This window comes from Paenibacillus sp. P4_A9, from assembly GCF_056402415.1.
In genome coordinates, this window is sequence record NZ_JBFUHL010000076.1 from 1 (window position 1) to 18,944 (window position 18,944).

The 18,944-nt window shown below is 43.8% G+C and carries 21 protein-coding genes and 1 other annotated feature; of the genes, 18 read left to right on the top strand and 3 right to left on the bottom strand.

Annotation, left to right across the window (positions count from 1 at the left end):
- The 9 genes from AC1DVJ_RS26655 to AC1DVJ_RS26695 all read left to right on the top strand — a co-directional run.
- The coding region (locus tag AC1DVJ_RS26655) for a D-alanyl-D-alanine carboxypeptidase family protein (RefSeq protein ID WP_477595117.1) at nt 1-716 on the top strand (716 nt) is incomplete at its 5' end.
- A 43-nt stretch (nt 717-759) separates the two neighbouring features.
- Entirely contained in the window at nt 760-1,359 is a 600-nt protein-coding gene (locus AC1DVJ_RS26660) for a nucleoside recognition domain-containing protein (protein WP_477595119.1), read from the top strand.
- A 6-nt stretch (nt 1,360-1,365) separates the two neighbouring features.
- A complete protein-coding gene (locus AC1DVJ_RS26665; protein ID WP_477595121.1) occupies nt 1,366-1,899 on the top strand; it encodes a spore maturation protein in 534 nt (177 codons plus the stop codon).
- Nucleotides 1,900-2,011: 112 nt separating this feature from the next.
- Entirely contained in the window at nt 2,012-2,758 is a 747-nt protein-coding gene (locus AC1DVJ_RS26670) for a pseudouridine synthase (protein ID WP_477595123.1), read from the top strand.
- Nucleotides 2,759-2,841: 83 nt separating this feature from the next.
- The gene (locus AC1DVJ_RS26675) at nt 2,842-3,375 is read left to right on the top strand and encodes a redoxin domain-containing protein (RefSeq protein ID WP_477595125.1); all 534 of its coding nucleotides are present in this window, start codon (nt 2,842-2,844) and stop codon (nt 3,373-3,375) included.
- Between the two features lie 35 nt (nt 3,376-3,410).
- Nucleotides 3,411-5,072: a cytochrome c biogenesis protein ResB gene (gene resB, locus AC1DVJ_RS26680; protein WP_477595127.1), complete on the top strand. Its 1,662-nt coding sequence runs from the start codon at nt 3,411-3,413 to the stop codon at nt 5,070-5,072.
- Nucleotides 5,069-6,325 (top strand): cytochrome c biogenesis protein CcsA, encoded by a 1,257-nt coding sequence (gene ccsA / locus AC1DVJ_RS26685; RefSeq protein WP_477595129.1) that lies wholly within the window; start codon nt 5,069-5,071, stop codon nt 6,323-6,325. Before resB ends, ccsA begins: the two co-directional genes overlap by 4 nt.
- 38 nt (nt 6,326-6,363) lie before the next feature.
- Nucleotides 6,364-7,077: a response regulator transcription factor gene (locus AC1DVJ_RS26690; protein WP_057312096.1), complete on the top strand. Its 714-nt coding sequence runs from the start codon at nt 6,364-6,366 to the stop codon at nt 7,075-7,077.
- Nucleotides 7,078-8,967 carry an ATP-binding protein gene (locus AC1DVJ_RS26695; RefSeq protein WP_477595131.1) on the top strand — a complete coding sequence of 630 codons (1,890 nt, stop codon included), beginning with the start codon at nt 7,078-7,080 and terminating at the stop codon, nt 8,965-8,967. It abuts the gene before it with no gap.
- A gap of 123 nt (nt 8,968-9,090) precedes the next feature.
- Here the strand turns inward: AC1DVJ_RS26695 and serA are convergent, their stop codons facing one another.
- Nucleotides 9,091-10,671, bottom strand: coding sequence for a phosphoglycerate dehydrogenase (gene serA, locus AC1DVJ_RS26700; protein WP_477595133.1), 1,581 nt, complete (start codon nt 10,669-10,671; stop codon nt 9,091-9,093).
- Between the two features lie 71 nt (nt 10,672-10,742).
- Nucleotides 10,743-10,975, bottom strand: a binding site (T-box leader).
- Between the two features lie 238 nt (nt 10,976-11,213).
- On the opposite strand from serA, the gene AC1DVJ_RS26705 reads away from it, so the two are divergent.
- Nucleotides 11,214-11,537 carry a rhodanese-like domain-containing protein gene (locus tag AC1DVJ_RS26705; protein ID WP_477595135.1) on the top strand — a complete coding sequence of 108 codons (324 nt, stop codon included), beginning with the start codon at nt 11,214-11,216 and terminating at the stop codon, nt 11,535-11,537.
- A gap of 54 nt (nt 11,538-11,591) precedes the next feature.
- Here the strand turns inward: AC1DVJ_RS26705 and AC1DVJ_RS26710 are convergent, their stop codons facing one another.
- Nucleotides 11,592-12,515, bottom strand: a complete 924-nt coding sequence (locus tag AC1DVJ_RS26710) for a hypothetical protein (protein WP_477595137.1) — start codon at nt 12,513-12,515, stop codon at nt 11,592-11,594.
- A gap of 90 nt (nt 12,516-12,605) precedes the next feature.
- Between AC1DVJ_RS26710 and AC1DVJ_RS26715 the strand changes: the two genes are divergently transcribed.
- Both AC1DVJ_RS26715 and AC1DVJ_RS26720 read left to right on the top strand, forming a co-directional pair.
- Nucleotides 12,606-13,214, top strand: coding sequence for a lysostaphin resistance A-like protein (locus tag AC1DVJ_RS26715; protein ID WP_477595139.1), 609 nt, complete (start codon nt 12,606-12,608; stop codon nt 13,212-13,214).
- On the top strand, nt 13,211-13,417 hold the full coding sequence (locus tag AC1DVJ_RS26720) for a hypothetical protein (protein ID WP_477595141.1): 207 nt from the start codon (nt 13,211-13,213) through the stop codon (nt 13,415-13,417). The genes AC1DVJ_RS26715 and AC1DVJ_RS26720 overlap by 4 nt, the downstream gene beginning before the upstream one ends.
- Before the next feature lie 63 nt (nt 13,418-13,480).
- Here the strand turns inward: AC1DVJ_RS26720 and AC1DVJ_RS26725 are convergent, their stop codons facing one another.
- A complete protein-coding gene (locus tag AC1DVJ_RS26725; RefSeq protein ID WP_477595143.1) occupies nt 13,481-14,332 on the bottom strand; it encodes a polysaccharide deacetylase family protein in 852 nt (283 codons plus the stop codon).
- A 175-nt stretch (nt 14,333-14,507) separates the two neighbouring features.
- Here AC1DVJ_RS26725 and AC1DVJ_RS26730 point away from each other — a divergent pair, with 175 nt between their 5' ends.
- The 6 genes from AC1DVJ_RS26730 to AC1DVJ_RS26755 all read left to right on the top strand — a co-directional run.
- On the top strand, nt 14,508-14,819 hold the full coding sequence (locus AC1DVJ_RS26730) for a hypothetical protein (RefSeq protein WP_477595145.1): 312 nt from the start codon (nt 14,508-14,510) through the stop codon (nt 14,817-14,819).
- A 247-nt stretch (nt 14,820-15,066) separates the two neighbouring features.
- The gene (locus AC1DVJ_RS26735) at nt 15,067-15,672 is read left to right on the top strand and encodes a genetic competence negative regulator (RefSeq protein WP_477595147.1); all 606 of its coding nucleotides are present in this window, start codon (nt 15,067-15,069) and stop codon (nt 15,670-15,672) included.
- Between the two features lie 183 nt (nt 15,673-15,855).
- Nucleotides 15,856-16,551 (top strand): glutamic-type intramembrane protease PrsW, encoded by a 696-nt coding sequence (gene prsW, locus AC1DVJ_RS26740; RefSeq protein WP_477595149.1) that lies wholly within the window; start codon nt 15,856-15,858, stop codon nt 16,549-16,551.
- A gap of 69 nt (nt 16,552-16,620) precedes the next feature.
- The gene (locus tag AC1DVJ_RS26745; RefSeq protein ID WP_164483569.1) at nt 16,621-16,779 is read left to right on the top strand and encodes a hypothetical protein; all 159 of its coding nucleotides are present in this window, start codon (nt 16,621-16,623) and stop codon (nt 16,777-16,779) included.
- A gap of 165 nt (nt 16,780-16,944) precedes the next feature.
- Nucleotides 16,945-18,315 carry a germination protein YpeB gene (gene ypeB, locus AC1DVJ_RS26750; protein ID WP_477595151.1) on the top strand — a complete coding sequence of 457 codons (1,371 nt, stop codon included), beginning with the start codon at nt 16,945-16,947 and terminating at the stop codon, nt 18,313-18,315.
- A gap of 98 nt (nt 18,316-18,413) precedes the next feature.
- The coding region (locus tag AC1DVJ_RS26755; protein ID WP_477595153.1) for a flagellar brake protein at nt 18,414-18,944 on the top strand (531 nt) is incomplete at its 3' end.

The window sequence follows — 18,944 nt, forward strand, 5'->3', positions numbered from 1 at the left end:
GGCTTGACGAGGGAGAGGGTCATCGCTCTAGTCCTAATGATATGGCTAAACTGACAGCCTACGCGCTGAAAAATAGTGTTTTCGCTGAGATCGTGTCTACGAAGCTGAAAAAAGTGCCAAATCCGAATGAGGCATGGGATTATTCCTGGCTAAACAAAAACAAGATGCTCTCCATGTTTGAAGGTGCAGATGGTGTGAAAACGGGATACACCAAGCTGGCTAAGCGCTGTTTAGTGTCTTCAGCAACGCGAGACGGACAGCAGCTTGTCGTGGTTACCTTGAATGACGGAGATGACTGGGCGGACCATGCAAGGCTGCTCCAATATGGCTTTAAGAATTTCCCGCTGCAAACCCTTGTGAAAAAAGGCGACGCCATTGAAGGTACGCCATGGGTGGCAAGCCGAACATTCAAATATCCCCTGTCAGAGGGGGAATCTTCAAGCTTAACACACCAAGTAACCTTACTAGATCCGATGACGACCGAGTATCGGTTAGCTGAGCGTGGATCTCTACAGATTTCTTTAAAGAATAAACGGATTCAGACCATTCCGATTTATGATAAAACGAATCCATTGCTGCAAGTACCTGAGAAAGTGACGTTTTCTTATCAATCTAGCAGTCCATATAAGGAAACGATGCTGACACGATATGGTTACATCTGCAGGATGCTAGTGCAGGGACTTTTCAATCTATCTGGCTCCAAGTGGGCGGATTAATTTAGGTATGTGTTTCGAGCAAAAGGGTAAGGAGTGCTAATCTATGGTGAATTGGATATGGCTGTTTTTTATCGTCGTCGGTTTCCTCGTCGCGGCAATCAATGGAGATGTAGAGTCTGTTACACAAGCGGCATTTGATGGGGCGAAAAATGGCGTTACGGTATGTTTTGGATTAATTAGTGTCTTAGTATTCTGGATGGGGATGATGCGTATAGCGGAAGATGCGGGCGTTTTACTCAAGCTTGCCAAACTTCTTCAGCCTGCGGTACGTTTCCTATTTCCAAGCATTCCTAAGAACCACCCAGCGATTGGCTATATCATGTCGAACATGAGTGCAAACATCCTAGGCTTAGGTAACGCTGCCACACCGATGGGGATTAAAGCGATGCAGGAGCTGCAAAAGCTGAATCCGAATAAGGAGGAGGCGAGTACGGCCATGTGTACACTATTAGCACTCAACACGTCGAGTATCACCTTGATTCCGACGACGCTTATCGCCATTCGGATGAATTTCAATTCCATGAACCCAGCAGAAATCGTAGGCACAACACTCATTGCGACCATCATTTCAACAACAGCGGCCATATTCGTGGATCGATGGTATCGCAGATCGCGCTCACCTATCCCTCCGCTGAAAGGATGAACCAGCATGTACGCACTCGTTTCGCTCATTTCGGCTTGGGCAATCCCGATCATGATTGTTTTCATTCCCTTATACGCAGCTTATCGTAAGGTACCTGTCTATGAATCGTTTGTAGAGGGAGCCAAGGATGGCTTCGATACGGCGATCAAAATTATTCCTCACCTCGTCGGCATGATGGTTGCGATCTCTGTGTTTCGTGCCTCCGGTGCGATGGACTTGCTGATTGGTTGGATGCGACCTTTTTTCGAAAGCATAGGGGTGCCAACAGAGGTGCTGCCGTTAGCCATCTTGCGACCTATTACGGGAGCGGGCTCATTGGCTTTTACGACGGATCTGATCGAGCAATTTGGTCCAGATTCGATGATCGGGCGGATAGCGTCCACCGTGCAAGGGAGCACGGATACGACTTTGTATGTGATAACGGTATATTTTGGCGCAATTGGGATTAGAAAAGCAGGCTACGCCCTTAAAGTAGGCTTAATTTCTGATGCCGTTGGCTTTATTGCATCGCTTTTTATTTGTTATTTGGTATTTTCTTAAAAGGGTACTGCTATCAAAGCCATCATTCTGTCACCTTCTGTCAGTTATTGCGGGTTGCCGCTTGAGATTTGCGGTTAAGTCCGTTATCATTAACTTGAGGTGAAAGCGGACAATGGAAAGACTGCAAAAAGTATTAGCCGAAGCTGGGATCGCATCCCGCCGGAAATGTGAAGAAATCATTACAGCGGGACGCGTGCAAGTGAACGGTGAAGTCGTCACGACGCTGGGTGTGAAAGTCAATACAGCTGAAGATGAAATTAGGGTAGATGGACGTGCGATAGGTCAACAGAAGAAGATCTATGTCATTTTAAATAAGCCCAAAGGTGTTATTACGAGCGCAACGGATCCTGAAGGACGTAAAGTTGTCACAGACTTCTTGCCAGGGATTAGAGAACGTGTATATCCTGTCGGTCGACTGGATTATGATACGGAAGGTCTTCTCATTCTAACGAATGACGGTGAATTTGCTCATTTGCTCACGCATCCAAAGCACCATGTACCGAAGACGTATCAAGCGACGGTAAAAGGGGTGCCCCACGGCACGTTATTAGATAAGCTCAAAATGGGCATACAGTTAGAAGACGGCATGACAGCACCTGCAGAGGTCGAATATGCTGATGTGAACATGGAGAAGAATGAGTCGATTATTCAGATCACGATCTATGAAGGAAGAAACCGCCAAGTTAGACGGATGTTTGAGGCGATTTCATTTCCCGTTATCAAATTAAAGCGGATTAAATTCGGTCCCATCTTCTTAACTGGCCTGCCAAGAGCGAAGTATCGCCACTTGACGCCCAAAGAAGTTGAGGAGCTTAGGAACGAAGCTCTAAGGACACATAACGTTCAAAAAGGCCAATAAGAATTGGCCTTCTTTTCGTTATAATAAGGGTATAATTCGATATGCAAAAACTAACATTGTCGAAAAAGCGAAGGTGATTAACAGTGGGTCGTAATAAGAAGTGGGTACAGATTGGGATCTTTGCAATCGTGCTCATTATTGGCGTGTTTACGATTATTACAAATTTGTCTGCTTCAGCGAGCAAGAAGTACCCGCAGCAGGGAGATAAAGCGACAAACTTCTCCTTAATTGGGTTAGATGGCAAGACGCATGAGCTTTCTGACTATAAGGGGAAAGTGGTGTTAGTGAATTTCTGGGGGACGTTTTGTCCACCTTGTAAGGAAGAAATGCCTGATCTTCAGAAGATGTATGACAAGTATAAGAGCCAGGATGTTGTATTCCTAGAGGTCAACGTGGACAAGAATAAAGTTACCGTACAAGGCTTCATGGAGCAATACAAATTAAATATGCCAGTGCTTTTGGATGCCAATGAGGTCGTACGCAAATTGTATGGCGTCATGGATTATCCGACAACCTTTTTCATAGGGAAAGATGGCAGAATAGCTGTGAAAAAAATAGGCCAGATGGATGAGTCTTATATTGACGAGACGCTGTCTACTTTGGTTAGTAAATTGTAATGCACACGCATGTTCAATGTTTTTAGGAGGTCATCATGTTCTACAATACCAAATGCGATTGCGGGCATCAGAACCCCACAGGCACCACGCTGTGTGAATCGTGTGGCAATCCGCTGATCGATATCGATGGCAGAGACATTCTGGAAATGCGCTATGATGGCATGGCTCGTCGTTCGCAGAAATCAGATCCATCCCTGCTTGATAAAGTCTGGAATTTCTTCTCCTCGGTCAAAATAGCGGTATGGATCATTTTCATTACGTTGCTGGCGTCGGCTGTAGGCACGATTTTTCCACAAGAGAATACATTTCTGGACATGGATCCGTCTCAATATTACACCGAAAATTATGGAAAACTAGGAAGTATTTATCACTTTCTAGGCTTCTCTCATACCTTCAGCTCGTGGTGGTTCATATCCTTATTATTCATGATTGGGACTTCGCTTGTCATTTGCAGTTTGGACCGAGTTCTCCCCTTGTATCGGGCATTATCCAAGCAGCAAGTACGCAAGCATATCAATTTTCTAGTTAGGCAAAATGTTACACTCGTAACTGACTTACCTGCAGGTACGGATGAGATCGCATGGACGAACAAGCTAGGTGCGCTTCTCCGCAAAAAAAATTACCGTGTACATACCGATGGTTCCGCTCTTCTAGCTGAGAAATATCGCTTTAGCCGTTGGGGTCCCTACATCAATCATATTGGACTCATTATCTTCCTAATCGGTGTGTTGATGCGGAGTATTCCTGGCTGGCATATGGATCAATACATGGGCATTCTAGAAGGCGAAACGAAGCCAATCCCACATACGTCGTATTACATCAAAAATGAGAAATTTACACTCACGCTTTATGATGAAGCAGATCTTCCTGCAAGCATCAAAGCGAAAGGGCAGATCGTTCCAAAAACATATGAAACGCAAGCCGTTTTGTATCATTGTACCGCGAATTGTGAGGATGGGGCAGAGCCGCCAGTCCTGGAAGAAGTCCATAAGTCCAACATCATCGTGAATCATCCGCTGAATTACAAAGGCCTGCAAGCCTATCAATTTGATTATAAAGCGACACCACTGCTGATCTCGGTGAAGCCTACACTTAGCAATCCAACAACAGGCGAGACGTTCGGCAGCTTTGAGCTACCTATGAATAATCCGAAGGATTCCTATCAGGTAGGACCCTATAAGCTTACGCTGAAAGGCTTCTTCCCAGAGTTTGGCTTAGAGAAAGGTCAACCGATCTCGAAGTCGAATGAACCGAAAGCGCCAGCATTTATTTTTAGCATTACAGGACCAGGACTCGCCGAAAAAGGTGAACCTTATCTGTATTTCCCAAGGCAAATTGATAAGGAAACCTTCGCGCAAGATACGATTAACGGTGCGATAAGCCAGAAGTTGAAAATTGCAGTTGGCTCCATGGAAGGTGTCCAGTTTGCGAACTACACAACCTACCTGAACATTCGCGTAGATAAAGCGATGCCGTATATCTGGGTTGGTGCCGCGATCTTTATGATCGGTGTCATCATGGGCTTCTACTGGCAGCATCGCCGTATCTGGATTCGAATTGATGATGGCAAGCTTACTCTCGGCGGCCACACGAACAAGAACTGGTTTGGACTTCGTAATGAAGTTGCTGCCGCATTGAACAAGAATGGTTTGGAAGTTTCACCGAAAACATTAGCAAATGGAGGAACCCAGGGGTGAATGTAAACTCTGTCAGCAGCACATTTTTACTTATAGCTTTTTTCGTATATTTGCTCGCATTCTTCCTGTTTGTCCTATCGATTACCGGTAAAAGGTGGAGCAACCGTAAGCCGGAAGATCACACGAAGCAGTGGGGATTCGTCGCTTTCATCACATCAGTTGTCGGTTTTGCATGTCATGTGACGTTCTTCTTCACAAGATGGGCAGAAGGGGATCATATCCCAACCTCAAATATGTACGAATTTATGACCTTCTTAGGGATGATGATCATGTGCGCATTCTTGATCGTGTATCTCATTTATCGTACACCTGTATTAGGAGTCTTCGCATTACCGATAGGCTTTATCATCATTGCATATGCTTCTGTTTTCCCAAGTGAGGTACAGCCATTGATTCCTGCTTTGCAGAGCTATTGGCTCAAAATTCACGTAACTACTGCAGCAACAGGAGAAGCCTTCTTCGCTGTTGGTTTTGCTGGTGGCTTGATGTATCTGCTTCGTGCAGTAGATTATTCGGGAACGACGAAAACGGACAAGAAGGAGCAACGGGGTGTCGAGCTTACGCTGTTCTTTATTCTAATGCTTGTTGCATTTATCGCTTCGATATTTACATTTAATGGATCAGGTTACAAAGCTGTATTCTCCAAAGATGTTATTGTCACGAACCAAGGTGTACAGGAAACGAACCATACAACAGAAACCTATGTATTGCCTCCGATTGTACAACCGTATGATACCAAAGTGGTTGAGATGAAGTCTTTCCTAGGTATGTCTGAGCCTTTATTCACGGCTCCATCCTGGATGGAAGGGGCAAGCGCTGGACGTAAATTAAACACAGTTATTTGGTCCATTCTTGGGGGTCTCATCCTTTATTGGCTAGCACGTCTAGTAGCTCGTAAACCGTTAGGAGCAGCGATTGGCCCGATTGTAAAAGGAATGGATGCGGAAGATCTGGATGAAATCAGTTATCGGGCGATTGCGATTGGCTATCCGATCTTTACGCTAGGTGCACTTATCTTCGCGATGATTTGGGCACAGGAAGCCTGGGGTCGTTTCTGGGGATGGGATCCGAAGGAAGTATGGGCGCTGATCACTTGGCTATTCTATGCTGTATTCCTACATCTTCGTCTCTCCAAAGGCTGGCAGGGTAAGAAATCCGCATGGTTAACTGTAATTGGATTTATCGTAGTTATGTTTACCTTAGTCGGTGTGAACTTAGTGATAGCAGGATTGCATTCCTATGCAGGTGTTTAAAATCAAGCACGTACAATAATAAAAGGATGTGACGCTCGATGGAATTGAAGCCTAGTATACTCGTTGTAGATGATGAAGAACGTATTCGCCGATTGCTCCGCATGTATTTAGAGAAAGAAGGCTATCTCATTGAAGAAGCGGAAGATGGCGAATCCGCTTTGCGGATGGCAACCGAAACCGACTTTGATCTAATCTTGCTTGACGTTATGCTGCCAGGCATCGATGGCATCGAAGTGTGTGCGCGCCTTCGTCAAGTAAAGTCCACGCCAGTCATCATGCTGACAGCGAAGGGCGAAGAGACCAACCGTGTAAGTGGATTTGAAGTGGGCGCGGACGACTATGTCGTTAAACCGTTCTCACCTCGCGAAGTGATTTACCGTGTCAAAGCTATTCTTCGTCGCTCTTCGGCGACAGCGTACTTGTCCAAGGATGCAAGCTCCAGTAATAATATTGTATTCCCGAACTTGATTATTGAGCATGACGCTCATCGTGTAACCGCTGGTGGTCAGGAAGTCGCGCTAACGCCGAAGGAATATGAATTGCTTCATTATTTGGCTGTTTCTCCCGATAAGGTTTTCTCGCGCGAGGAGCTTCTGAAAGATGTTTGGAACTACGAATTTTTCGGTGATTTACGTACCGTTGACACACACGTGAAGAGACTCCGTGAAAAATTAAACAAAGTATCCCCGGATGCTGCAGCGATGATTACGACCGTGTGGGGTGTAGGCTACAAGCTAGAGGTGCCTAAATAAGTGTTTATTTTCAGAAGTGTCGTAGGAAAGCTGTGGTTAACGATTATTGGCCTAGTTGGGGTTGTCTTGCTCATACTAGGCTTTTTTCTTGTCAATTATATGGGAAATTATTTCTCGCAGGCAACCGACCAAACCAAACATATGAAGTCGATGGCTGTCAAACTGTCAAAAGAAGCCTCTCAGCACATGTACAATGAACAGTTCTACACGTTAAGTAATGAGCTGCTTAGTTTCCAAGATTCGCGAATGCTTGTGATTTCTAATGATTTGAAAGAAATGGTTATTCCATCAACGCAAGGCAGTGAATTAGTTAATTTCCACGTCTCCGATTTTTACAAGCCAGAGGAGCTTAAACCCGTCTTTGAGGGTCAAACGATCGATAAAAAAGTGAATATAGCAGTCACAGGCCGATTTGAATCTGGGACTGAATATCTCGTTGTCGCGGTTCCGCTTTTTAATTTGGAGGGTGCGATAGTTGGTGCTACCTTGCTGTATCAGTCCTTACAATCCTTAGAAGCAACACAATCCTATATGTTAAGATTATTTGTTTATGTTTCGATTGTAGGATTTCTGATGACTACCTTCTTCGCATTCTTCTTATTCTCGCGAATCACAAGGCCGCTGCAGCAACTGAAGAAAGCGGCTGACTTCATCACAATGGGGGAATACGGCACACGCGTACCGATTCAATCCAAGGATGAGATTGGTGAGTTGGCGAAAACATTTAATCATATGGGCGAGAAGATGCAGGAGAGCATTCATGCTCTTAGCCAAGAGAAAGAGCATCTATCCAGCATCCTTCGCAGTATGACAGATGCGGTCATTACACTTGATGTGAATGGTTCAGTCATGCTCAGTAACCCGCAAGGGGAGAAGATCATTCAAGAGTGGGGCACGATTGAATGGTCAGAAGATCATGAGGAGCCAAGACGTTTCCCTCAACCGGATACCTCGCTTGGAGATTGGGGACTTATGAGCTTTAGCAACCCATCCTCCGCCAGCCCTATTCCCGTGCCGTTGATTCCTCTCTTTGAAGCGGTAGTCGATGAGTCGGAAGAAGCCGCTACCAAGCTTCATGTGCAAAATGGCGTGTGGTCCGTGGCGATGACACCACTCTATTCCCATGATCAGGTGCGCGGCGCTGTGGCCGTTCTACGTGATGTGACGGAGGAAGAGCGTCTCGATAAGCTGCGCAAGGATTTCGTGGCGAACGTCTCGCATGAGTTGCGCACGCCAATTTCGATGCTGCAGGGCTACAGTGAAGCCCTGCTCGACGATATTCCCTCCACGCCGGAGGAACGCGTGGAGCTAGTGCAGGTCATCCACGACGAGTCGCTCCGCATGGGTCGCCTCGTCCGTGACCTGCTCGATCTGGCGCGGATGGAAGCCGGCCATCTCGAGCTTGCCTTCAGGGAGGTCGAAATCGACTCCCTGGTGAAGCGCATGCACCGCAAATTCGCGGTGCTGGCCAAAGAGCGCGGCATCGCGCTAAGCGTGGCGCTGCCGGATGAACCGCTCATCCTGCAGCGCGCGGATGAGGATCGCTTGGAGCAGGTGTTGACCAACCTGCTCGACAATGCCTTCAGGCATACGCCCGCAGGGGCGCGTATCGCCTTGAAGGCGGAGACTGGCCTTTACAAGGAGCGGCCAGCCATCCGCATTGAGATCGTCGACGAGGGGCAGGGGATTCCTGCCGAAGACTTGCCGTTCATCTTTGAACGCTTCTACAAGGCGGACAAAGCGCGTACGCGCGGTTCCTCGGGGGGGACAGGACTTGGTCTCGCCATTGTCAAAAACATTATCGATTCCCATCATGGCAGTGTCACGGTACAAAGTACGTGGGGGCAAGGAAGCACATTTACGATCTGCTTGCCTTGCGAACACAAATAAACAGAAAATTGTGTGAATTTCGACACATAGAAAGAGGCGAATGCTGGGTTTACACCCGCATTCGCCTTTTATTTGTAGAATATTCAGTTAAAATCTTGTTGTTCGTGAAACAATTTGTGCTTATTACAGCGTAAGTGCACGAACATTCACGATTTCATCTTGTTTTGTAAGATCAGCCAAGACTTCAGGAGGAGCTGTTTTATCAATCGTCAGTACCATGATTGCGGAACCGCCAATCACTTTACGTCCAACCTGCATGGTTGCAATATTGACTTGATTGCTTCCAAGAAGAGTACCAACACGACCGATAATACCTGGTTTATCGTTGTGAGAAATAAGCAACAAGTTACCTTCAGCTGCGAAGTCAACTGGATATTGGTCGATACGAACGATACGTTCGCCAAAGCCAGCGAGTAAAGTACCAGCAAGCGTTTTTTCTTCTTGTTTCGTTTTCACTGTAACCGTTACAAGGTTAGTGAAGCTATTTGAAGCATTTGATTTCTGTACCACGATGTTTACACCACGTGATTTAGCAAGATGCATCGCATTGATGATATTGATGGATTCAAGTTGATTTTGGAAAATTCCTTTTACAATATAACGTGTTAAAGGACTTGTATCCACATCCATTAAGTCACCCGCATAGTTAACTACGATTTCAGATACAGCACCTTGGGCAATTTGACCAAGTACAGATCCGATTTTTTCACCAAGACTGAAGTATGGTTGTAGTTTATTCAGCACATCTGCAGGTACAGGAGGCATGTTTACTGCGTTTTTAAACGGCTCGTTACGAAGAATGTGAAGAACTTCCTCGGATACGTCGATCGCCACGTTTTCTTGTGCTTCGATCGTTGATGCGCCTAGATGAGGCGTTACGATGACTTTAGGGTTCGTCAAGAAAGGGTGATCCTTCGTTGGCGGCTCCACTTCAAATACGTCGAACGCTGCTCCTGCAACAATGCCTTGATCAATCGCTTCTACCAATGCTAGCTCATCGATAATACCGCCGCGCGCACAGTTAATGATACGAATGCCTGGTTTCATAAGCTCGAATTGCGTTCTGGAGATCAAGTGACGCGTTTCAGGTGTAAGTGGTGTATGAACCGTAATGAAGTCAGCTTGTGCAGCGATTTCGTTGACTGTACCTAGCTTAACACCCATTTTCTCAGCGCGCTCTTCCGTCAAGAACGGATCATAGCCGATAACTTCCATTCCAAATACTTTTGCGCGTTTCGCTACTTCACTACCGATACGTCCCATTCCGAGAATACCAAGTGTCTTGTTACGAAGCTCAACGCCGATAAATTTACGATCCCACTCGCCGCCAACTGTTTTCTTGTACGCTTGTGGAATCATACGAGCTGTTGCCATCATCATGGCGAAAGTAAGCTCGCAAGTTGCGATTGTATTTCCGTCAGGTGCATTGATAACGATAATTCCGCGTTTTGTTGCTGCTTCCAAATCAATATTGTCGACACCAACACCGGCGCGGCCGATCACTTTCAACTTTGTGCCGGCATTCATGATTTTCTCTGTTACTTTAGTTTGGCTGCGAACTAAGAGGGCATCGTACTCACCGATAATGGCAATGAGTTCGTCTTCGGATAGACCAGATTGCTTAACCACTTCAACATCAGCTGCATCATAAAGCATTTGAATTCCCATGTCACTAATTGGATCGGATACTAGAACTTTGTACATAATTCGTTTCCTCCTTAGATTTGAACATAAAAAAACTCCCAGCCCTCGGACACAGACAGTTAGCCTGTAGCCAAAGGGACGAGAGATTGCTTTCGTGGTACCACCCTAGTTCGCTGCCCATTCGCATGGGTAGCCTCATTTGGTCTTGCGACCTGGAACTGTAACGTGTTCCTAACCCGATTGCATCTACTAAAATTCAATGCAATAACTCTGGAGTGCTCCGCAATATGTTCGCTACCGATTCTCACCAACCACCGGTTCTCTGAAAGCTAATTTATTTGCTTGGCTCCGTCAACGCTGTACTGTGATATAGAATTTTTAATAGATTACCATGCGTTCGAAATCGTGTCAATACATGTCGAACGATTTTCACATGAACGTCAAAATTGTTCGGATTTACATATATTTAATCGCTTTCCGTTTATTTTAAAGCAAGAATGTTCAGAAAGCAATGATATTTTGTTAATATTTGAGCCTCTTTTTCGGGTATGGTACAGTGAATGTATAGATCAGAATTCAAGGAAGCAGGAGTGTGTACGAAAATGGAAATCAATCGCATTTATCCGCAAATTTTTCTCCAAGCTGTTGAACAGAAAACACTAGGAAATTGTGTCATCATTGATGTAAGAGAGCCTCATGAATGGGATTACTACCATATGGAGGAAGCAAAACTAATTCCAATGCAGCAAATACCGCTCCGAATGGGAGAACTACCCGAAGATGAAGATATCTATATTGTTTGTGCACATGGAATGCGCAGTCTTCGCGTAGCGGAATATTTAAAGGAAAATGGCTTTGAACGTGTTATTAATGTTGACGGAGGTATGGCGGCAATAGCCATGTTCCGCGGTTTCCAGTACGATTAATAGAAAAAGCTGATGAATTTGATCATGATATATGACCAAAACATCAGCTCTTTTTTAATTCACATCCGAGAAAAATGGTAATTGCGGCAGCGTTTCATTGGAATACCATTTCGATTTCCCTTTGACAAAGTCCCCTGTGCGAACAGCATTCGTACTCAACAGTAACTCCATCGTTTGATTTACATCAGCCACATTCAATTTCTTAGCTTGTCCTGAAGCGATGAACTCATCAATTCGTATTGTTAAATCCTGCGGATAAAAAGGCGTGAAAGATTTGTTTTTCAACAATTTAGCCGTAATATATACATTCTTCACGTTGAAATTCATGGCCCGCCATTGATCGAGATTGGCATTATTGTTGGCATCGAAATATTCGATATCCGGATCCATGGTGCCATTCCAAACTAGAATAGAGTCAAAATAATTTTTCTGTGCAGTTAAGGCTTGTGTTTTGGCTTCTAAGAAGTAGGCATCCTTCTGAATGGCTTCAAGTAGTTGCGAATGACTTTGCGCATTGGCTTTCGATTGAAAATTACTTAAGGTATCGGCAAACAGCTTTAAGCTTTTGAGATAGCCTTGGTGTGATTGTACCAAGAGTGGAGAAGAGGCAGGCATATTTTTACTTTGTAGCGTGCTGTATTTATCAGATGCAATTTTACTTAGCTCTTTCAGAACTGCAGAAGCATCTACGGCGGAGCTATCCATCTCAATTTGACTCAGCAATTCAAACCATTTATTCTGAAATTCCCTAAAAGGTAAAAAGATGGTATGGTAATATGACACTAGAACTTGCTGGTCATATGCGCCTATTTCGGGGACTGATGACGCTTGATCAGCGTGTAATATTTTATCGTATTTTAAATCTGATTTCGTTTGTCCTAATCGTAAGCCATAGAAAAAAGCGCCAAGGATACAGACCAGCATAAAGATAAACATAAGGGCAAATAAATAATCAGTGCGGGTAAGACGCTTCTCCATAAATCAAGCTCCTTGTTGTCTTTTATATTTGTTTAGTATAGGTCATACAGCATAAAAAAGGAATAATATAAGGAAATGAGGTTGCTTCCTTTGAAAAAATTCGATTTTAAGAACCTTCGTATTGGGAAAGTCGACATCAGTGAACTGAATGACAGGACATTATTGTTGAATCTTTACATCACACAACTGCTTACGCTTATTATCGGAATTATCATCTTAATATTTCAGAGCAATTCAAAGATTCTTTCCGCGCTATCGTTTCAAGGAGGTTGGAGAGTCCTTATTTGGGGTTGCTTATTTGCGGTAGTTGTTCTTGGTGTAGACCTTCTTATTTCTAGGTGGGTACCCAAAGAAGTCGCAGATGATGGCGGCATTAATCAAATGATTTTTGGGAATCGGGCCATTTGGCATATTGCACTTATTTCTTTTATCGTTTCTATCTGTGAAGAGGTCCTATTCCGTGGCGCGATTCAGCATGCTTGGGGGCCTTACTGGACTAGTATTTTGTTTGCTGCCATACATGTTCGTTATTTGCAGCATTGGCTCATGACTGGCATGGTTTTCTGTATTAGCTATGGCTTAGGTTGGATCTACCTTCATACGGGAAGCCTATGGACACCAATAATTGCTCACTTTATGATTGATATGGTGATGGGATGCATACTACGGTTTAGCAAGGAGGAAGATCAAGGTTCATGAGTGTAGGAGAAAGAGTAGCTTCGCGGTCGAATCCAGGAGTGGAGGAGAAGCAGGAGGATGACACCTATTTACCGCCGCGTAGAGCCGTACATCCTTCAGAGCAAGGTAAATGGACGAATCTTTTTTATATGACGCTGCTTTGGTTATTCATCGCGTTGGTGGTGAGTTTAACTGTTTGGGGGATTAAGTACTCTACGTTGTGAGATAAAAATGAGCCATACGCATCCACGTAACAACGTGGCAGTCGTATGGCTCTTATTTCGTTGCTAGCGCATTTCAAGTTCTATAGCGTTCGGATCTACAAATGTATAGCCCTTTTCCTCCAATTGGGTAAGCAACGTGTCGAGGGCGCTCACAGTCCATGGAAGCTCATGCATGAGAATGTTGCTGCCATTATGAAGCTGCTGCATCACATTCGCGATGACTTTATTTGAATCATTATTTTTATTCGTCATGTCCCAGTCTAAGGAACCATTTGACCATGTCATATAGAGCATTTTGTTGTTCTTAACTTTCGTTTTCAAATAATCATTGCCCGAACCAAAGGGGGGGCGGAAAAACTGCGGCGCCTGGCCTGTTAGTTCTTTCACGATTTGCCCAACATCATCGACTTGTTTATCGATCTTCTCATTCGGCATGTCTTTCAAATTGTCATGATCCCAAGCATGATTACCAATGATATGTCCACTGTCGTGAATAAGCTTAACGAGCTCGGGCTTCTGCTTAATGCGGTAGCCGTTTAAAAAGAAGATCGCTTTGGCCTTATGTTTGTTTAAAATATCAATGAGAGATTGATTCATCGCTTGTTCTTTCGGTCCATCATCAAAGGTTAAAAGGACAACTTTTTTATTACCGTTAGGGTCGTTAGGCACGATATCATAGTTCTTATTCATATGATAGGTCTTCTGAACCACTTCCTGAACGGGTGCCATCGGTGTTGGTGATGGTGACGGTGTAGGTGCCGCGGTAGGTGTTGGAGTTGGACTAGGGCTTGCTGTCACTTGCGCTAGTGGCGCCAAACTCGTCGACGCAGTGGGACTTGTTTCGGTTTGATTTGCACTGCAGGCAGCCAATAGAAGCATGACTGTCAGCAGCAGTGTGGTTGCTTTCTTTTTCATAATTTGTCTTCTCCTCAGATCCTTACATGATGGTCATCACTTATAGTACCACAAATATAAACACATTTCGCAGATGTCAATTCTCCTATGTTTTCCTTCTCCTGATGCGTATGTCCACTTCTAAACTCGCACAACCTATAAAGGATTCATACTACTGATCATGGAGGGAGATCCAATGAAATTAGGAACATTTATGCTCGGAGGTATTGCAGGAGCGGCTGCTGTCATTTATCTCAATCGTAAAAGCAAATCCATGCTTTTCTCTGCGTTTAGCTCATCAAGTGAGTCGATGGGGAATGTCATGGACAAGGCGAAAGACACCTTCGGCAGTAAATCATTTGGAGAGTCAGTGGCCAAAAGTTTCTCTTCAACGAGTACAAACGGCCTAAATCAAGTGGAAAAAATCGTTAAAGAAGACCCGCATTTGAAGGCGACAGTCAATGAAATCCTGCAAGATAATAAAGTTAGCACGGCAACTATTCAATAAACATAAGCTCTCAGCGCAGTCTGGCATACCCACGGGGCCGGCTGTGCTTTTTCATTTTATACATAACTTGCGCGTGCAATTGCTCAGATTTAGTGTTAACATGATAGGTGAAAACAATAGATGGATGCATGTCCATTTATTGCACAGTGGCTCACCTTTTTATTTTTCTAACATATTCTGATTGAAATAAGGTGACCATGCTTTCGATGCAAGCTTTCCATTGGAGAGCTCAAAGGAGGATCCTATCATGAAAATAGAACGCTTAAGTCAGGATAAGATACGGATTTTCCTAACATTCGATGACTTAACTGAACGTGGAATTCAAAAAGACGACATGTGGAGAGAAATTCCGAAAGTACACGAATTGTTTAGTGAAATGATGGATCAAGCATATTCCGAGCTCGGATTTGACCCGTCCGGCCCGCTTGCTGTTGAAGTATTCGCACTTCCAGCGCAAGGCATGGTTGTAATTGTGACCAGAGGTAAGCTTGATTTGTATGCGAGTTCTGATGCATACGACGATCACGAAGCTGAAGAAGTGTACGAAATGGAAGTTACGCTTGAACAAAGCGATTTAATCTCCTATGCTTTCCGTGATTTTGAAGATCTGCTGCGTGTATCCAAAGTAATTAATCCCCTTCTTATGGAAGGTGGTACCCTTTATTCATATAAAGGGAAATATATTTTACAGCTAGAACCTGTTGATCTTGAAGAAACCAAGTATCAAGCATTAATCGCTGTCTTGTCTGAGTTCGGTGAAGCTTCGTCTGTAACCCTAGCCGTTCTTGAAGAATACGGGAAAACGATTATTGCAGATGATGCCGTGAAAGTGCTCTGCCATCATTTCAAATAAGCAGGGACTTGCGTCCCTCTAAATTAGAATGAAACAAGCATCTCCAAAAACAACCGTTTTTGAGGATGCTTGTTTTGTTTTCCTGTATACGCAATTGAGGTATCTGTTGGTATAAGTAGATATGTCAATATAGAACGACTATAATAGAGGTATGTATTTCAAAAAAAAGAGGGGAGCTGGAACATGCATATCGTGCCTATTTTATTGGCAGCCGTAGCCCCAGGTCTCTCATTGCTCGCTTACTTTTATCTGAAGGATCGCTACGAAACGGAACCGATCCATCTAGTGATACGAATGTTTCTTTTCGGCGTTCTACTCGTATACCCCACGATGGTTCTACAGAACGCTTTCATTCAGGAGTTCGGCAACGGAACAATTATGACTTCCTTTTTTCTCTCTGGAGGAATTGAAGAGTTTCTGAAATGGCTATTACTGTATCACCTGATATTTCGGCATGAAGCCTTTGATGAACCATACGACGGGATTGTGTATGCAGTAGCTGTAAGTCTAGGTTTCGCAACCTTGGAGAATATTATTTATGCCTTCCTGCACGCGTCTTCGTTCTATGCTTTGATGCTTCGCGCACTTTTGCCTGTATCGGGACACGCGTTATTTGGTGTTATGATGGGTTACTACATGGGTAAAGCGAAATTCGTTCCTCATAAGCAAACGAGGTATCTATGGATCTCACTGCTGCTACCAATTGCGTGGCATGGCGCATTTGATTATATTTTGCTCATCTTCAAAACAGGTTGGATTTGGATTATGATTCCGCTAATGACTTTTCTGTGGCTACGTTCGATTTGGCGTGTTGATCGTGCAAATGCGCACTCACCCTTACGTGTTATGACCGTTGATGAGAAGATTAAAATGGGTTGAATTGGGTCATAATGACTGTATAAATGGTGAACTCCATATCATGGATGGGGAACGACCGGGAGGGTATACATGTCATTAACGACGCGCGTGAAAGTGAAGATCCGATGTCGATTATGTGGTGAGAAGTTCGTATTGAGAGGCAAAAAGGAAAAAGACAAAATTGAAACAGGATTTCGTCAATGTATATGCAGCAATGAGCATGATTTTGAAATAGAGACTGAAAGTTAGCAAAAGGCCATTCTTCCGAATAGGCCTTTTTTTGCATATGAACTGCTGGATAAAAGCGCTCCGCCATGAAGGATGGTAGGGGTCTTTATTTTATGTCAATCCTGCATAAACCTGTCTCCTCACGTAAAAACTAATCGCAAGATTGGGTATGAAAGGAGCAGTTCTGTGTATAAAAGATTAAGCATCGTCATGTTTCCATTTCTTTTGCTGGCATTAATCGGATCTTCTGTGTGGGGGTATTTGGAGCATCAGGAGAAAAACACGATCCTCATTAAGGCGGAGAATCAATACCAAAGAGCATTTCATGATCTGTCCTTTCACATGGATAAGTTACATACGGAGTTAGGGAATACACTGGCTGTTAATGAAACATCAGAGCCATCTTATCGAAAAGGCTTGGTTAATGTTTGGCGTCTAACAAGTCAAGCGCAAAGCGATATTACTCAATTGCCCTTGATGTTGTTGCCATTCAATAAAACAGAGGATTTCTTGGCGAATATGGCTAATTTCTCCTATCGAATGTCTGTTAGAGATATGACGAAACAGCCTTTAACTGAAGCAGAAATGAAGACGTTGAATACACTTTATGCACATTCTACTGACATTACGAAAGAAATTCGTGGGGTGCAAGATAAAGTTATTTCAAATAATTTAAGGTGGATGGATGTTGAATCTGCTCTGGCTTCTGAGAACGAGATGCATGACAATGCGATTATTGATGGATTTAAGATCGTGGATAAACAAGTAGAGGGATATGAGGAGTTAAATTGGGGGACAGGAAGCTTAAATGTGTTCTCCAAACATGATGTCAAAATGCTATCTGGCAATGACATGACAGCTGATCAAGTTAAGAAGAAAGCTGTGGAATTCCTAGGCATCAAAGATACAGGCGGGATTAAAGTTGTCGAAAATGGCGGAAGCGCTCCAGAATTTCAGAGCTTTAGTGTTGTTGTACCGAGCGACGATAAATCCAAAAATGATACCCAAATGGACTTTACCAAAAAGGGCGGACACTTGATCTATTTTATGAAGTCACGTGATGTAACTGGCTCCAAATTTAATCTTCGTGAAGCGCGTGATGTTGCGAATGAATTTCTAGATCAGCATGAATACAAGGATTTAAGTGCAATCAGTTATGACCAATATCAGAATGTGGCAACGATTCAATTTGCCAAAAAAGAGAAGGATGTCACTATTTATCCTGAACAAATTACTGTTAAAGTTGCCTTAGATACACTCGAAGTGACTGGACTGCAAGCTACAGATTACATTTATTCACAGAAAAAGCGTGTGATTGGTCAGCCGAAACTTACTGTGGAAGAAGCGCGTAAACATTTGAATTCCAAAATGAAGGTTACCGGAGAATCTTTGGCGATCATTAAAAATGATCTTGATGAAGAAGTGTTATGCCATGAATTTATTGGTACGTTAAATAACAACATTTATCGCATATATGTGAATGCGGATGTTGGTATGGAAGAGAAAATTGAGACCATTCGTCAGGATCAAGTAGAAGCTGCAAAAGCAAAATCATAATTTGTTAGAAGCGGGATTTCATCCTGCTTCTTTTTTTTCTATCTAAATGGTGATGGCATGATATAATTAAGGTATATTACTTCGCGGAGGTGCGGAAATTGCTTCCTAAGGTCAACCAGATTTTACATATGCAAATGAATAGTATTGATGAAGAAGAGTCCAAAATCGAATATAAGTCGAGAATTGCTGATGTGACAGAAAGCGCGATCATCATCGAAATCCCGCTTAATGAGAAGACAGGGCGTTTGAAGAAAATGTACCAAGGAGATGAAATTAACGCTCATTTCCTAGGCCAAGGCGGCGTGAAGCATTATTTCACTACGGAGGTTGTGGCTTTCACTGAGGATGTCATTCGCTTAATTGAACTGCGACTACCAGAGCTTAGTGCGATAACGCAAATTCAACGCAGAAATTTCCTTCGTGTTATGGCAGAGTTAGAAATCGCTGTGAAACTGAACGATCAGATCCAATTTATTGGGTTAACTGATGATGTTGGCGGTGGCGGTATTTCATTTATTTGCGATGGTTATATCCCGATTGGTTTAAATGCCATTATCTCGTGCTGGGTACTTGCGCCTTTCAAGAATGGTACGATCGAGCATATTCCATTTACAGGTGAAGTTGTACGC

Excerpts from the sequence above, each read along its gene's own strand:
- resB (WP_477595127.1), top strand. The coding sequence starts at position 3,411 with ATGTTCTACAATACCAAATGCGATTGCGGGCATCAGAACCCCACAGGC.
- prsW (WP_477595149.1), top strand. The coding sequence starts at position 15,856 with ATGCATATCGTGCCTATTTTATTGGCAGCCGTAGCCCCAGGTCTCTCA.
- AC1DVJ_RS26705 (WP_477595135.1), top strand. The coding sequence starts at position 11,214 with ATGGAAATCAATCGCATTTATCCGCAAATTTTTCTCCAAGCTGTTGAA.
- AC1DVJ_RS26660 (WP_477595119.1), top strand. The coding sequence starts at position 760 with ATGGTGAATTGGATATGGCTGTTTTTTATCGTCGTCGGTTTCCTCGTC.
- AC1DVJ_RS26710 (WP_477595137.1), bottom strand. The coding sequence starts at position 12,515 with ATGGAGAAGCGTCTTACCCGCACTGATTATTTATTTGCCCTTATGTTT.
- AC1DVJ_RS26665 (WP_477595121.1), top strand. The coding sequence starts at position 1,366 with ATGTACGCACTCGTTTCGCTCATTTCGGCTTGGGCAATCCCGATCATG.
- AC1DVJ_RS26745 (WP_164483569.1), top strand. The coding sequence starts at position 16,621 with ATGTCATTAACGACGCGCGTGAAAGTGAAGATCCGATGTCGATTATGT.
- AC1DVJ_RS26735 (WP_477595147.1), top strand. The coding sequence starts at position 15,067 with ATGAAAATAGAACGCTTAAGTCAGGATAAGATACGGATTTTCCTAACA.
- AC1DVJ_RS26720 (WP_477595141.1), top strand. The coding sequence starts at position 13,211 with ATGAGTGTAGGAGAAAGAGTAGCTTCGCGGTCGAATCCAGGAGTGGAG.
- serA (WP_477595133.1), bottom strand. The coding sequence starts at position 10,671 with ATGTACAAAGTTCTAGTATCCGATCCAATTAGTGACATGGGAATTCAA.
- AC1DVJ_RS26670 (WP_477595123.1), top strand. The coding sequence starts at position 2,012 with ATGGAAAGACTGCAAAAAGTATTAGCCGAAGCTGGGATCGCATCCCGC.
- AC1DVJ_RS26690 (WP_057312096.1), top strand. The coding sequence starts at position 6,364 with ATGGAATTGAAGCCTAGTATACTCGTTGTAGATGATGAAGAACGTATT.
- AC1DVJ_RS26730 (WP_477595145.1), top strand. The coding sequence starts at position 14,508 with ATGAAATTAGGAACATTTATGCTCGGAGGTATTGCAGGAGCGGCTGCT.
- AC1DVJ_RS26725 (WP_477595143.1), bottom strand. The coding sequence starts at position 14,332 with ATGAAAAAGAAAGCAACCACACTGCTGCTGACAGTCATGCTTCTATTG.